At 63.0% G+C, this 12,321-nt stretch carries 17 protein-coding genes; 8 read left to right on the top strand and 9 right to left on the bottom strand.

What is annotated here, in order from left to right; all coding sequences use genetic code 11:
* Positions 1-106 precede the first annotated feature (106 nt).
* The 3 genes from B4L76_RS03425 to B4L76_RS03415 form a co-directional block, all read right to left on the bottom strand.
* Entirely contained in the window at positions 107-1,012 is a 906-nt protein-coding gene (locus B4L76_RS03425) for an alpha/beta fold hydrolase (RefSeq protein WP_296230521.1), read from the bottom strand.
* A gap of 176 nt (positions 1,013-1,188) precedes the next feature.
* A complete protein-coding gene (locus B4L76_RS03420; RefSeq protein ID WP_296230520.1) occupies positions 1,189-1,875 on the bottom strand; it encodes an LrgB family protein in 687 nt (228 codons plus the stop codon).
* Positions 1,865-2,251, bottom strand: a complete 387-nt coding sequence (locus tag B4L76_RS03415; protein WP_296230519.1) for a CidA/LrgA family protein — start codon at positions 2,249-2,251, stop codon at positions 1,865-1,867. The genes B4L76_RS03420 and B4L76_RS03415 overlap by 11 nt, the downstream gene beginning before the upstream one ends.
* A 96-nt stretch (positions 2,252-2,347) precedes the next feature.
* Here B4L76_RS03415 and B4L76_RS03410 point away from each other — a divergent pair, with 96 nt between their 5' ends.
* Positions 2,348-3,244: a LysR family transcriptional regulator gene (locus B4L76_RS03410; protein WP_296230518.1), complete on the top strand. Its 897-nt coding sequence runs from the start codon at positions 2,348-2,350 to the stop codon at positions 3,242-3,244.
* A gap of 64 nt (positions 3,245-3,308) precedes the next feature.
* On the opposite strand, the gene B4L76_RS03405 is transcribed toward B4L76_RS03410, so the two are convergent.
* Positions 3,309-3,764 carry a flavodoxin gene (locus B4L76_RS03405; protein WP_296230517.1) on the bottom strand — a complete coding sequence of 152 codons (456 nt, stop codon included), beginning with the start codon at positions 3,762-3,764 and terminating at the stop codon, positions 3,309-3,311.
* Positions 3,765-3,880: 116 nt separating this feature from the next.
* On the opposite strand from B4L76_RS03405, the gene B4L76_RS03400 reads away from it, so the two are divergent.
* Entirely contained in the window at positions 3,881-4,309 is a 429-nt protein-coding gene (locus B4L76_RS03400; RefSeq protein WP_296230516.1) for a PAS domain S-box protein, read from the top strand.
* A gap of 59 nt (positions 4,310-4,368) precedes the next feature.
* Positions 4,369-4,986, top strand: coding sequence for a hypothetical protein (locus B4L76_RS03395; RefSeq protein ID WP_296230515.1), 618 nt, complete (start codon positions 4,369-4,371; stop codon positions 4,984-4,986).
* Here B4L76_RS03395 and B4L76_RS03390 read toward each other — a convergent pair.
* Positions 4,971-5,906, bottom strand: coding sequence for a MerR family transcriptional regulator (locus B4L76_RS03390; protein ID WP_296230594.1), 936 nt, complete (start codon positions 5,904-5,906; stop codon positions 4,971-4,973). The two genes, B4L76_RS03395 and B4L76_RS03390, sit on opposite strands and share 16 nt — an antisense overlap.
* A 214-nt stretch (positions 5,907-6,120) precedes the next feature.
* Here B4L76_RS03390 and B4L76_RS03385 point away from each other — a divergent pair, with 214 nt between their 5' ends.
* The 4 genes from B4L76_RS03385 (at position 6,121) to B4L76_RS03370 (ending at position 8,090) form a co-directional block, all read left to right on the top strand.
* Positions 6,121-6,681 (top strand): antibiotic biosynthesis monooxygenase, encoded by a 561-nt coding sequence (locus B4L76_RS03385; RefSeq protein ID WP_296230514.1) that lies wholly within the window; start codon positions 6,121-6,123, stop codon positions 6,679-6,681.
* A gap of 76 nt (positions 6,682-6,757) precedes the next feature.
* On the top strand, positions 6,758-7,450 hold the full coding sequence (gene folM, locus B4L76_RS03380; RefSeq protein ID WP_296230513.1) for a dihydromonapterin reductase: 693 nt from the start codon (positions 6,758-6,760) through the stop codon (positions 7,448-7,450).
* A 9-nt stretch (positions 7,451-7,459) separates the two neighbouring features.
* On the top strand, positions 7,460-7,756 hold the full coding sequence (locus B4L76_RS03375; RefSeq protein WP_225779241.1) for a DUF1244 domain-containing protein: 297 nt from the start codon (positions 7,460-7,462) through the stop codon (positions 7,754-7,756).
* Positions 7,749-8,090, top strand: coding sequence for a HopJ type III effector protein (locus B4L76_RS03370; RefSeq protein WP_296230512.1), 342 nt, complete (start codon positions 7,749-7,751; stop codon positions 8,088-8,090). The genes B4L76_RS03375 and B4L76_RS03370 overlap by 8 nt, the downstream gene beginning before the upstream one ends.
* 41 nt (positions 8,091-8,131) lie before the next feature.
* On the opposite strand, the gene B4L76_RS03365 is transcribed toward B4L76_RS03370, so the two are convergent.
* From B4L76_RS03365 to B4L76_RS03350, 4 genes are all read right to left on the bottom strand, one after another.
* Positions 8,132-9,040 (bottom strand): alpha/beta fold hydrolase, encoded by a 909-nt coding sequence (locus B4L76_RS03365; RefSeq protein WP_296230511.1) that lies wholly within the window; start codon positions 9,038-9,040, stop codon positions 8,132-8,134.
* 129 nt (positions 9,041-9,169) lie between these two features.
* Positions 9,170-10,381 (bottom strand): enoyl-ACP reductase FabV, encoded by a 1,212-nt coding sequence (fabV, locus tag B4L76_RS03360; RefSeq protein ID WP_296230509.1) that lies wholly within the window; start codon positions 10,379-10,381, stop codon positions 9,170-9,172.
* 245 nt (positions 10,382-10,626) lie between these two features.
* The gene (locus B4L76_RS03355) at positions 10,627-11,160 is read right to left on the bottom strand and encodes a cytochrome b/b6 domain-containing protein (RefSeq protein WP_296230507.1); all 534 of its coding nucleotides are present in this window, start codon (positions 11,158-11,160) and stop codon (positions 10,627-10,629) included.
* Positions 11,160-11,429: a PepSY domain-containing protein gene (locus tag B4L76_RS03350; RefSeq protein ID WP_296230506.1), complete on the bottom strand. Its 270-nt coding sequence runs from the start codon at positions 11,427-11,429 to the stop codon at positions 11,160-11,162. The genes B4L76_RS03355 and B4L76_RS03350 overlap by 1 nt, the downstream gene beginning before the upstream one ends.
* A gap of 171 nt (positions 11,430-11,600) precedes the next feature.
* Between B4L76_RS03350 and B4L76_RS03345 the strand changes: the two genes are divergently transcribed.
* A partial coding sequence (locus B4L76_RS03345; protein WP_296230504.1) for an acetyl-CoA C-acyltransferase occupies positions 11,601-12,321 on the top strand: 721 nt, incomplete at its 3' end.

Below are 12,321 nucleotides of genomic sequence, written 5' to 3'. Positions count from 1 at the left end.
GCAGGTTCAGGTCTGCCGAGTGTCTGCCGTCGAAGGCGAATGGACAATCAAGCGCCTGCTGGCTGAATGCCTGGCAATAACACAACGCGATGGTCGGCAAGCCTGGTCAGGACCACGCCATCTTCTGTGGCAGATAGCTCAGCGGCCGCTCGCGAAAGGCCAGGTAATGGCGTAATACCTGAACCGGCGCTTCGGTATGCGGATAGTGGCCGATACCTTGCAGTTGTACCGTGTCCGGTGCCGGCACCAGTTGCAGGTAGCGCTCGACCATGTGCGCACCCGACAGCGGGTCGACCATGCCGTTGATCAGGCGCAACGGCACGCCTTCACGCTGCATGGCGCCAACCCAGCGGTCACGGTGCAGCCTGCGCTCCGGCATGTAGCCAACCAGCTTGTGCAACACGCGGGTGCCGTTGTTGGCGGTGATCAGGCTCCAGAGGTCATCCAGTGCGCTTTCACTGGGATGGGTGCAAGGCCCGTAGACCTGGGTCACGTTGCGCACCAGGTCGTCGCGCCCGAACGAGCGCCCTATCAGCCAGCCCACACGGCTGAGCAGCAGTTTCTGGATCAGCAGCAAGCGACAACTTTCCGGAAACAACCCGCTGTTGAGGAACACGCAGCTGCCGATGCTGGCGCGCTGTTCGTGATGCCGCGCCAGCAGTTCCTGGGCCACGCTGCCACCGTAGTCGTGGGCCAGCAGGTGCACCGGCTGCCCGACCTGCAGTTCGGCGAGCAAGGCCTGCTGCAGATCGGCCTGCTCCATCAGACTGTAGGCATGATCGACCGGTTTGGCGGAATCGCCAAAGCCGAGCATGTCGCAGGCGATTACCCGGAAGCGCTGGGCCAAAGGCCCCCACAGGTAGTGCCAATCCCAGCTGGCCGTGGGAAAACCGTGCAACAGCAGCAGGGGCTCTCCTTGCCCTGCAATCCAGTAACGGATGCTCTGGCCCCGGAAGTTGAAATTCTGTCCACGGGTACGCCAGACGCACAATGGAATTTCGGCCAGAGGCATCAGCAGGGTCCCGGTGAAGTGGTATTGGTTGAACAGGGCAAGGCTGCGCTCATTGCATGTCACCTCGGCACTTACATGTGCTCTCTGAGTCGAGGCTGAGTCTAGCCAGCAGCCCGGGGCCTTGAACTTGCGTTGCCAGCCAGCTTGATGACTGAGCGAGTCAGTGGCACGAACGGTCAGAGCAGCATGGTCAGCAGCGGTGCCGCGAACAGGTTCAGCAGCCCGGTCAGGACCATCACCAGGCCCGCCACCGATCCTTCCTCGCGGCCCACCTCCTGTGCCCGGCTGACCCCCGCGCCATGGGCACCGACGCCAAACAGCGCACCGCGTGCCAGCGGCGTACGCAACGGCAGCCAGCGCAGCAGCACGCCGCCGAACATGGCCCCAAGTACCCCGGTGAACATCACGAATACCGCAGTCAGCTCCGGTACACCCCCCAGGTCATGCGCCAGCGGCATGGCAAAGGGGGTAGTGATCGAACGTGGCACCAGCGACAGGCTGGTCGCACTGTCCAATGCGAACAGATGGGCCAGCCCCCAGGAACTGGCAATCGAGGCACTGCTGCCGGCCACCATGCCCACCATCAGCGCCGGCCAATGGCGTGCGAGCATGGCCCGCTGCTGCCAGATCGGCACCGCGAATGCCACGGTCACCGGGCCGAGCACACTCATCAGCCAGTGGGTATTGCGGGCGTACTCGGCATAGGCGGTGTGCAGCGGTACTGCCACCGCCAGCAACAAGACCGGCACCAGGATCAGCGGCGACAGCAGGTAGCGCCCACTGCGTCGGTACAACCAGCGGCTGCCCAGATAGGCCAGCAGCGTCAGGGCGAGCCAGAACAGCGGCATCGGTTCAAGGCTCATGGCGCAAGCTCCAGCGACACACCAGTTCAACGGTCAATGCGGTCACCACCATCACCATCAAGGTGCTCACGGCAATCACCAACAAGATGCGCCAGCCTTCGTCACGGATCAGGGCGCCATAATCGAGCAGGCTCATCAACGCCGGAATGAAGAACAGCAGCATCTCGGCCATCAGCCAGCCTGCCCCCAGTTGCAGCATGGCCGGCTTGAGCACACCTGCAGCGAACAGCAACAGCAGCATGGCCAAGCCCATCACCCCACCCGGAATCGGCCAGCCCAGCCAGACAGCAAGCTGACCGCCAAGCAGGAACAGGGCACAGAGGGTTGCCAGCTCGGCCAGCAGGCGCAGGGCTTTTTTCAGTAACGCGGGTTTCATGGGGGTTCCTCGAACAGGCCCTCATTTTAAGTTTCGGCTGCCTAGGCCAGAAGCGAATTGTTAGACTGCACACCATTCCAGAATGGAATTGCACTCATGGAATTCAAACAACTGCGCAGCTTTATCGAAGTGGTTCACCGCGGTGGCTTCACCCAGGCGGCACAAACCCTGCACGTCAGCCAGTCGGCCGTGAGCAAACAGGTCGCCCAGCTGGAGCAAGATGTGGGCCAGCCGCTACTGGAACGCCAGGCTTCACAGCTGCACCTGACCGCGGCCGGGCGCATCGTGCTGGAGCGTGGCGAAGCCCTGCTGCGCCAGCGCCAGGCGCTGCTGAGTGAACTGGACGACCTCAGCCAGATGGGCCGCGGCGAGTTGCGTCTGGGTTTGCCGATGCTGGGCAGCGACGCGCTGTTCGCCGGGTTGTTCGCCGAGTACCGGCGGCGCCACCCGAACATTACCGTGCAATTGCTCGAAGGTGGCAGCCGCAGCGTAGAACAGGCAGTAAGAAGTGGCGAACTGGAGCTGGGCGGCAGCCTGACACCCACTGACGAAGCTTTCGCCTATCAGCCATTCTGCAACGAGCCACTGGATGCCCTGTTACCGGCCGGCCACAGGCTGGCGGGCCAGGACGGGGTGGATCTGCAGCAGCTGGCCGATACCCCGTTTCTGCTTTACCAGCGCAGCTTCGTGCTCAATGACCGGCTACTGAAGGCATGCCAGCAGAAAGGCTTTACCCCGAAGGAAGGCGGGCGCAGTGGCCAGGCCGACTTTCTCGCGGCGCTGGTGGCGGCGGGCCAGGGCGTGGTGTTGCTGCCCCGTGTGGTGGCAAGGGCACTGGAACGCCCCGGGGTAGTGCGTTTGCCGCTGCGCTCGCCGGAGGACCTGCGTTGGGACATCGCCTTCATCTGGCGGCGCGGGGCGTATCTGTCACGAGCCGCGCAGGCCTGGTTGGCGTTGGTGAGCGAGCGGTCAGTGCCCGACAGCAAGGCATGAGTGGCCCTTGCTGGCCTTTTCGCGGGTTGAACCGCGAAAAGGCCGGTGCTGGCGACACAGCTCGTCAGGCTTTCAATGCTGCAGCCAACTCGACCAGCCAAGGCTCGGCATCTGCTTCCGGGGTTACCGTCTCACTGGCATCCAGGCGCAGCATCGGCTGCACTTCCCGCACGCCCAGTTCGGCAAACAGCTCGCGCAGTTGCTCGCCCCCACCGCAGTAGGTGTCGCCATAGCTGGAATCGCCCAGCCCGATCACCGCGCCCGGCAGGCCACGCCAGGCCGCAGGCAGCGTATCGCGGATACTGCTGTACAGCGGCATGAGGCTGTCCGGCAGCTCGCCCATGCCGGTGGTAGAGGTGACGGCCAGCAGGGCATCAGGGGCAAAACCTTCAAGGTCCTGCAAGGTGGCGCGCGCCGCATGCCAGGCTTCCAGGCCCGCTGCCTTGAGCAGCGTTTCAGCGTGACGGGCGACTTCTTCGGCGGTGCCGTAGACCGATCCGGAAATAATGGCGACTTTCATCAAGTAGAGGATTCCGAAACTGAGTGAAATCGTAGGATACTACCACCCAGCGCTGGCAAAAGGCCCCCTCTATCAAAGTCGCCATCTTCAGCCCTTCTTCGTTCAATGGCCCGAACATGATCAACGCCCAATTGCTGCAATCCATGGTCGACGCATCCAACGACGGGATCGTGGTCGCCGAACAGGAAGGCGACGACACCATCCTGATTTATGTGAATGCCGCCTTCGAACGCCTGACCGGCTATAGCCGTGACGAGATCCTCTATCAGGATTGTCGCTTCCTGCAGGCCAGCGACCGTGACCAGCTTGGCCGTGCGCGCATTCGCAAGGCGCTGGCCGAAGGCCGCCCGTGCCGCGAAGTGCTGCGCAACTATCGCAAGGATGGCAGCGCTTTCTGGAACGAGCTGTCGATCACCCCGGTCAGGCACGATGCCGAACAACGCACCTACTTCATCGGGATCCAGAAAGACGTTAGCCGCCAGGTCGAACTGGAACGCGAGCTGGCGGAGCTGCACGCTCGTCCGAAACCCGACGAACGCACCTGAACCAAGTACACCGGTGACGGTCAATCCCGTTGAAGAAAACGCCACCCTTGAGTTCGATCATGCAAGCAGAAGCGCTCCTCACCCAGGACGAACTGGACTTCATACAGAACATGCAGCATTCGCCGCAACTGAACCTGGCCGACCCCATGTCGAGCCTGCTGGTCAATGGCGACCGTCGAATCCAGAGCTTGCTTACCCGTCTGGTGGCCAATGAGCAAGTCACCTTGCAGGCCCAGTTCAACAACCAGCAGATCAGCTTCCCGCTGCAACTGGTGGAAGACGAATTCCACGCCCTGCACTTGCAACTGGGCTCGCCAGAGATCTACGAAGACGGTCCCATGCTGCGCCCCTGGCGCCTGTCGATGGAGCAGCCGAGCGCGTTGCTCGATGCCGATGGGCAGGACAGCGGCCTGCGGGTTCGTGATATTTCGTTCAAGGGTACGCTAGTTGAAGTCCGTGGCCTGCCGGCAGCGCCAGCGCGCTTCGAGCTGCGCTTCGCGCCTGGCGGCATCAATCCCATCAAACTGCATGGCGTGTTGAGCCGACGCATCGGCCCGGACCTGGCCGCCTACGACCTCAGCCAAAGCTCGGCCGAAGAAACCGAACGCCTGCGCGATTACATTCTTCAGGCCCATCGCCGGGCCCACCCTGAACTGCACACTCAGGTATCGAGCTGACCGGCCAGAAACTGCCGCAAACGCTGACGCATCACACTACCCTGAGCACCCAGGCAGGCAATCGGGCTGCCAGCCAGGCTCTCTTGTGCCAGTTCCGCCGCCTCACCGGCCAGTAGCAACGGGCACTCCAACCCGGCCACCAGGCGTGCCAGGCGCCGGTTGATTTCGACGGTGGGGGACTGGTGGGAGAACAGCACCAAGGCATCCGGTTTCAGGCGCTCGCAAACCAGCGCCAGTTCCGCCAGCGGCTGCCCGTTCGCCAACAGGGTCACGCCCACTTCGTCGCTGCCCAGAGCCAGGCTGGCAACCAGCAATTCCAGCTCATGGCAATGCCCCGGAAGTGGCGCCAGCACTACCGTGCGCCCGCGCGGCGCACGGGCAAGCCGCAAGCGGGCGAACACCCGGCCACGCAGGAACTGGTCCAGGAACAGCCACTCGCTGGTCTGCCCATAACCGCCGTGCCCGACGGCAAGGTCATGCCAAACCGGCATGAACACTTCACTGAATACCTGGTCCACTGCGCTTGCCGCAAACACCTCGTCGAACAGGCGGTCCAGGCTTGCCGCATCAAAACGTTGCACTGCCTGGCGAATCTGCTGCTGCCAACGTGCCCAGGCATCCATCGCCCCGCCTGCCTGCCCGGCCAGGGCATGGTCGCGCGCTAGGATGCTGCCGACCTTGCTCACCGCCACACCGCGCTCCAGCCAGCCAAGGATGCGGCGCACGTCATCGATATCGGCCTGCGAGTAGAGGCGGTGACCACTGTCGGTGCGGGTTGGCTGGATCAGACCATAGCGGCGCTCCCAGGCGCGCAAGGTCACGGCATTGACGCCGGTCAGGCGGGAAACTTCGCGGATCGGAAACAGGTCCTGCTGCATCAGACCGGCGTCGATCACTGGCTTACGCCCCTGTTCGTTCATGTGCACGGGTTACCCTGTGGTAGGTCGAGCAATAGTCTACTACGACCGTAACGGGCACAGGGATTGACCGTTTGCCGGATGCCATTTGCCGAAGAATGCCGATACGCGATAATCCGCGCCCGATTCTTGCATGCACGCCTGCGTCGCCCACCACCCCGGGCGACTCAGCCAGAAGGGCCAGCTACCCGCCAGCCCTGTCGCCAGGAGATACACGATGTCTACCCCACCCGTCACCCTGATGGTGTCGCGCCGCGCCGCCCATGGCCGCTACCAGGACCTGCTGGCCTGGCTGCATGAAGGCGAGCAGTTGGCCACCGATTTCCCCGGCTACCTCGGTTCGGGCATTCTCGCCCCACCCCGCGATGGCGATGAGTTCCAGATCATCTTCCGCTTCAGCGACGAACCCACCTTGCATGCCTGGGAGCACTCCGCTTCGCGTCGGGCCTGGTTGCAACGCGGCAATGGCCTGTTCGAACGCCCCAGGGAGGCGCGCGTAAGCGGCATTGATGACTGGTTCGGCACCCACATGGTGCAAAAACCACCGCGCTGGAAACAGGCCGTGGCCATCTGGCTGGCCTTCTTCCCGGTCTCGCTGGTGTTCAACCTGGTGTTCGGCCATTGGCTGGCGGCGCTGGAACTGTTGCCCAGGGTGCTGCTCAGCACCCTGGCCCTGACGCCCATGATGGTCTACCTGTTCATCCCGTTGTCCACCCGCCTGCTGGCCGGCTGGCTGCACACATCACCACCCGCCACGGGTGCCCTGCGCAGCCGCTGAGGCCAGCGGTACACGCATTGAACAGTTCGGGTATGCTGGGCGGCAACCCAAGGACAGACAGTTGACCGCCCCGAACATGAACAGCCCAATTCTCGTTACCGGAGCCAGCCAGCGCGTCGGGCTGGCTCTGGCCCTTGAACTTGCCCAGGCCGGCCATAAGGTGGTCAGTGCCAGCCGCAGCGCCCAGCCACAGGCGGCCCACCCGAACATCGTGCAGTTCCAGGCCGACCTGTGCCAGGCGGCCGACCGCCAGGCCCTGATCGACTACCTGCATGGCCATTACGACGGCCTGCGCGCGATCATCCATAACGCTTCGCTGTGGCTCGACGACGGTCTCGACAACCTCGAGACCATGTTCCGCCTGCACGTCGAAGCGCCCTACCATCTCAACCTGGCGCTGGGCGAGCTGCTGGCGCGGGTGGACAAGGCCGACATCATCCATATTTGCGACGAAACCTCTTCGCGCGGCAGCAAGAGCCATATCGGTTATGCCGCAACCAAGGCCGCGTTGCAGAACATGGTGCTGTCGTTCGCTGAAAAATATGCGCCCAAGGTGCGTGTGAACGGTATCCTGCCCGGGCTGCTGATCCTCAAGGAAGGCGCTGACGAAGCCTATCGCCAGCAGACCCTGAAAAAGGCCTTGCTGGAGTTCGAACCCGGCGCCGGCCCGTTGATCGAGACGGTCAAGTACCTGCTCGCCAGCCAGTACAGCACCGGCAGCCAGGTGGTCATCAACGGTGGCCGCCACCTGAAGAATCGCATGACCTGAGAGAAGCCCATGACCCCACAGCAACAGCTCGAACTCGAGGCCGCCGCGTTCCGGCGCCTGGTCGAACACCTGCAAAAGCGCAGCGACGTGCAGAACATCGACCTGATGAACCTGTCCGGCTTTTGCCGCAACTGCCTGTCCAAGTGGTACAAGGCGGCGGCCGACGAGCGCCAGCTCGACGTAAGCCTGGACGATGCCCGCGAAGCGGTGTACGGCATGCCGTACGCCGAGTGGAAAGCCCAATACCAGAAAGAAGCCAGCGCCGAGCAACAAGCGGCGTTCGAAAAAGGAAAACCTCGTGACTGACCTCGACACCCTGCGCGCCAGCCTCGCCAGCGGCAAACATGTCTTTGCCGACACCCTGGCGTTCGTTGCCGACCATTACAGCTACCAGCCACAGGCCTTCGACAACGGCGGCCTGGCGAATGCGGCCGGGCAGAACGAAGGCTCATGCAAGACCCTGGGCCTGGCGCTGCTGGAAGGTCTGAGCGACCAGGAAGCGCTGCAGGCCTTTGGCGAGCACTACCGGGATGTGCTGGCTACGCCGGACGGCAGCGACCATGGCAACATCCGCGCGCTGATCAAGCATGGCCTGGCCGGTGTGAAGTTTGCCGGGCAGCCACTTTCGCGCAAGGCGTGAGATTGCCGGGGCTGCTTTGCGGCCCCGAAATCTGTATTACTTCAACTGATGATTGTCCCCGGCACACCAGCTGCCAACCCGCCCCGCTGCAACCACTGCACCGCCAACGGCCACAAATTGTCGCGGAACCGATCATGAAAGAACGCGAAATGGCCGATTTCCCCTACCGAGATATCCTCAGGCGCGATGCGCAAATGACAGCGCTCAGCCTTCTGCAGGTAGCCCAGCAGACGCTCTGTCGCCGCCACGGTACCAAAGGGGTCATCGCTCAGGCTGACCGCCAGCGTCGCCGCCTGTACCTGGGCGAACGGTAGCATCGCCAGTGCCCGGCCGCTGGGGCGCTGCTCATAACGCGGCGTACATGTGGCCCAGTCATGCACCACGCCGGATGGCGTATCCTCCAGCCAGCCCAGGCGCTTGCCGGGGAAATAACCGAACGCCCGCGTGAGCAATGGCATCACCAGGTGCCACTTGCCGAACAGTTGCCAGCGCTGGTTGGCCGCGTAATCGCGCCAGTAGGCGAATTGCGCCCCCACCATTACCAGCCGGCGTACCTGACCCGCAGACGGCGCCAAACCCACCGCACAGCCGCCGAAGCTGTGCCCCACCACATCCACCGGCTGGCCTGGGAAGTGTTCTGCGGCGTATGCAAGCATGGCTTCGAAATCCAGCCGGCCCCAGTCGCTCCAGGTGGCCTGGAAGCCGCGCAGCGATGACGGGCGGGACTCGCCGATACCGCGGTAATCATAGGTCAGCACATCACAGCCTTGGGCAAACAGGTAGTCGGCGAACCTCGAGTAGTAGCGGCAGCGTACCGAAGTGGCAGCATTGATGATCACCAGCGGGCGCTGGGTGTCAGGTTGGGCGTGGCGCCAGCGAAAGCCGCCGAGGCTGTAGCCGTCGGCTGCGGTGTGGCGAAAGGCGGTGGCAGGTTGGTCAAGGCTGCTCATGGCACATTCCCTGTTGTCGTGCGCCAAAGCTAGCAAAGATTCATAGCCTGTACCGGCCTCTTCGCAGGTAAACCCATTCCTGCAGGCGGTGAGGGCCCGCAGAAGCGGGCCGGTACCAGTCAGCAGCGATTACAGCTCGATGCAGTCGAACTTCACATCGGTCGCCACGTCTTCGTCGTAATTGACGTCAGCGCGCTCGAAGCCGAACAGGTTGAGGAACTGTTTCTTGTAACCGGCATAGTCGGTCAGCTCGAACAGGTTCTCGGTGGTTACCTGTGGCCACATGGCCTTGCAGGCGTCCTGCACGTCGTCACGCAGCTCCCAGTCGTCCAGGCGCAGGCGGCCCTTTTCGTCGACCTCGGCCGGCGCGCCGTCGGCGCGGTACATGCGCTCGCGGAACATGCGGTCCAGCTGGTCCTGGGTACCTTCGTGAACACCCTTCTCCTGCATGATCTTGAACACCATCGACAGGTACAGCGGCATCACCGGAATGGCCGAGCTGGCCTGGGTAACCACCGACTTGAGTACCGCCACGTTGGCGCCGCCCTTGATTTCACCAGCCAGTTTCTTGTCCAGGCGCAGGGCGGTTTCGTCGAGATCCTGCTTGGCCTGGCCCAGCGCACCGTGCCAGTAGATCGGCCAGGTGATTTCGGTGCCGATGTAGCTGAAGGCCACGGTGCGGGCGCCTTCGGCCAGCACGTTGGCGCCGGCCAGGGCGTCGATCCACAGCTGCCAGTCCTGGCCACCCATGACGGTGACGGTATCCTTGATTTCCTGCTCGGTGGCCGGCTCGATGCTGGCCTCGATGATGGTGTCCTTGTTGGTGTCGATGGCAGTCGACTTGTAGGGCTGGCCGATCGGTTTCAGCGCCGAACGCACCAGTTCACCGGTCTGCGGCAGCTTGCGCACAGGCGAGGCCAGCGAGTAGATGACCAGATCGACCTTGCCACCCATTTCGTTCCTGATCAGCTCGATGACCTTGGCGCGGGCTTCGTCGGAGAAGGCGTCACCGTTGATCGACTTGCTGTACAGGCCCTCGGCCTTGGCAAACTTGTCGAAGGCGGCAGCGTTGTACCAGCCGGCGGTACCGGCCTTGGTCTCGGTGCCAGGCTTTTCGAAGAACACACCCAGTGTATCGGCCTTGAAGCCGAACGCCGCGGTGATACGGGCCGCCAGGCCGTAGCCGCTGGAAGCGCCGATGACCAGGACCTTCTTCGGGCCATCCTCGCGCACGCCCAGCTTGCGGGTGGCTTCGATCTGGTCACGGACGTTGAGCTCGCAGCCCTTCGGATGAGTCGTGGTGCAGATGAAACCGCGAACCTTAGGATGAATGATGGCCAATGTCTGTACCTCGTCAGGTTTATGCCGGAGGAAGCGCCGTCATGGGCGATTCCGATTGATCAGAGGGTGAGACTACCCTCGCAGGTTATCCGACACATATTACGGGGTGAACATAGGGATGCAAAACGGTGGTTGGCCTGTTCCGGCCAGCTTCGCGGGTGAACCCGCCCCCCAGCGACAGCGCAAATCCTGACGGCTGCGCAATACCTGTGGGAGCGGGCAAGCCCGCGAAGAGACCGGCACAGTCAGTCGCGACGCCGACGGCGGCCGGTGATCATCGACCACGGCAGGTTTTCGCGTAGGCGCACGCTCTCGTAGATGGCGCCCAGCACATGCACGCAAACCAGCACCAGCACCGCGTTGGCCAGCCAGCTGTGCAGGTCTATAGGCCAGTCGACACCAAACAGCGCATCCACTTCCTGCGAGGCCCACCCGGTCAGGCCCAGGCCGGCGATGCCGGTGAGCATCAGTACCATCACCAGGGCACCTATCGGCGAATGCCCCATGTGATGGTCAAGCTCCCCATGCAGCAGTGCCCGGGCATGCTCGACCAGGCTTGCCGGAGTTGGCCAGAAGTCGGCCCAGCGCGCACTGCGTGGCCCGACAAAGCCCCAGACCATACGCACCACGACAACGGCCAGGGCGTAGTAGCCCAGCCACTGGTGCCAGTCGTCACCCTCCTCGTTGAAGAAATAGTTGGCGAAGAACACCACGGCGATCGACAAGTGGCACAGGCGCAGCAGAGGGTCCCACAGCTGTATCGTGCCGTCACTGCCCATTAGTGGTACTCGGTCTTGACTGCCTTGCCCGTCACGGGGTCATGGTAGATCTCGACCTTCTTGCCATCCTTGTCGAAACCGTAGATTTCGTAGCAGTTGCCCTTGGTGACCTTGAACTTGTTGATCTTGTAGCCCTGCTCCTTGAGCTGGGCCTGGAACTTTTCCTGGTCTTGCCAGGTGCTCTTGTCGGCGGTGGTGCATTCGGGGGCAGCGAAGACAGTGCTGCTGCCGAGCAGCAGGGACAAGGCTATCAGTACGCGCGTGCGCATGAGCATTACCTCCATCGAAATTGAAGTACGACTCATCAAGTCTAGATCTGCAGGGTGCTTTGCGCCCATTCATTGGCTTTCCGGATCAATCGCAAAGAAAAACAAACTTAACAAATGAGCCAAAGCCACCGATGCTTGCAGCATTACGTCCACCGCACGGAGAACAACAACATGAACGACGTGGTCATCGTCGCCGCAACCCGCACCGCCATCGGCAGCTTCCAGGGCGCCCTCGCCACCGTACCTGCGGTAGACCTCGGTGCCGCCGTGATCAGGCGCCTGCTGGAGCAGACCGGGCTGGAGCCGGCGCAGGTCGATGAGGTCATCCTCGGCCAGGTGCTGACCGCAGGCGCCGGGCAGAACCCGGCACGCCAGGCGGCGATCAACGCCGGCCTGCCCTACAGCGTACCGGCGCTGACCCTGAACAAGGTCTGCGGCTCGGGCCTCAAGGCCCTGCACCTGGCGGCCCAGGCGATCCGTTGTGGTGACGCCGAAGTGGTCATCGCCGGTGGCCAGGAGAACATGAGCCTCGCCCCCTACGTGATGCCCTCGGCCCGTACCGGCCAGCGCATGGGCCATGGCCAACTGATCGACAGCATGATCAGCGACGGCCTGTGGGATGCGTTCAACGACTATCACATGGGTATCACCGCAGAAAACCTGGTGGACAAATACGGCCTCAGCCGTGAACAGCAGGACGCCTTTGCCGCCGAGTCTCAGCGCAAGGCAGTGGCGGCAATCGAGGCCGGGCGCTTCGCTGACGAGATCACGCCGATCGTGATGCCACAGAAAAAGGGTGAGCCCAAAGTGTTCGCGCGGGACGAACAACCACGCCAGGACACTACCGTCGAGTCCCTGGGCAAACTGCGCCCGGCGTTCAAGAAGGACGGCA

It is taken from the genome of Pseudomonas sp. UBA4617 (assembly GCF_002386445.1).
GTDB lineage: Bacteria > Pseudomonadota > Gammaproteobacteria > Pseudomonadales > Pseudomonadaceae > Aquipseudomonas.
This window is presented reverse-complemented; position numbering and strand designations above follow the sequence as displayed.

Coding starts and splice junctions, on each gene's coding strand:
- B4L76_RS03385 (WP_296230514.1), top strand. CDS start 6,121: ATGTCTACCCCACCCGTCACCCTGATGGTGTCGCGCCGCGCCGCCCAT.
- folM (WP_296230513.1), top strand. CDS start 6,758: ATGAACAGCCCAATTCTCGTTACCGGAGCCAGCCAGCGCGTCGGGCTG.
- B4L76_RS03420 (WP_296230520.1), bottom strand. CDS start 1,875: ATGAGCCTTGAACCGATGCCGCTGTTCTGGCTCGCCCTGACGCTGCTG.
- B4L76_RS03355 (WP_296230507.1), bottom strand. CDS start 11,160: ATGGGCAGTGACGGCACGATACAGCTGTGGGACCCTCTGCTGCGCCTG.
- B4L76_RS03400 (WP_296230516.1), top strand. CDS start 3,881: ATGATCAACGCCCAATTGCTGCAATCCATGGTCGACGCATCCAACGAC.
- B4L76_RS03395 (WP_296230515.1), top strand. CDS start 4,369: ATGCAAGCAGAAGCGCTCCTCACCCAGGACGAACTGGACTTCATACAG.
- B4L76_RS03365 (WP_296230511.1), bottom strand. CDS start 9,040: ATGAGCAGCCTTGACCAACCTGCCACCGCCTTTCGCCACACCGCAGCC.
- B4L76_RS03390 (WP_296230594.1), bottom strand. CDS start 5,906: ATGAACGAACAGGGGCGTAAGCCAGTGATCGACGCCGGTCTGATGCAG.
- B4L76_RS03410 (WP_296230518.1), top strand. CDS start 2,348: ATGGAATTCAAACAACTGCGCAGCTTTATCGAAGTGGTTCACCGCGGT.
- B4L76_RS03425 (WP_296230521.1), bottom strand. CDS start 1,012: ATGCCTCTGGCCGAAATTCCATTGTGCGTCTGGCGTACCCGTGGACAG.
- B4L76_RS03415 (WP_296230519.1), bottom strand. CDS start 2,251: ATGAAACCCGCGTTACTGAAAAAAGCCCTGCGCCTGCTGGCCGAGCTG.
- B4L76_RS03405 (WP_296230517.1), bottom strand. CDS start 3,764: ATGAAAGTCGCCATTATTTCCGGATCGGTCTACGGCACCGCCGAAGAA.
- B4L76_RS03375 (WP_225779241.1), top strand. CDS start 7,460: ATGACCCCACAGCAACAGCTCGAACTCGAGGCCGCCGCGTTCCGGCGC.
- B4L76_RS03350 (WP_296230506.1), bottom strand. CDS start 11,429: ATGCGCACGCGCGTACTGATAGCCTTGTCCCTGCTGCTCGGCAGCAGC.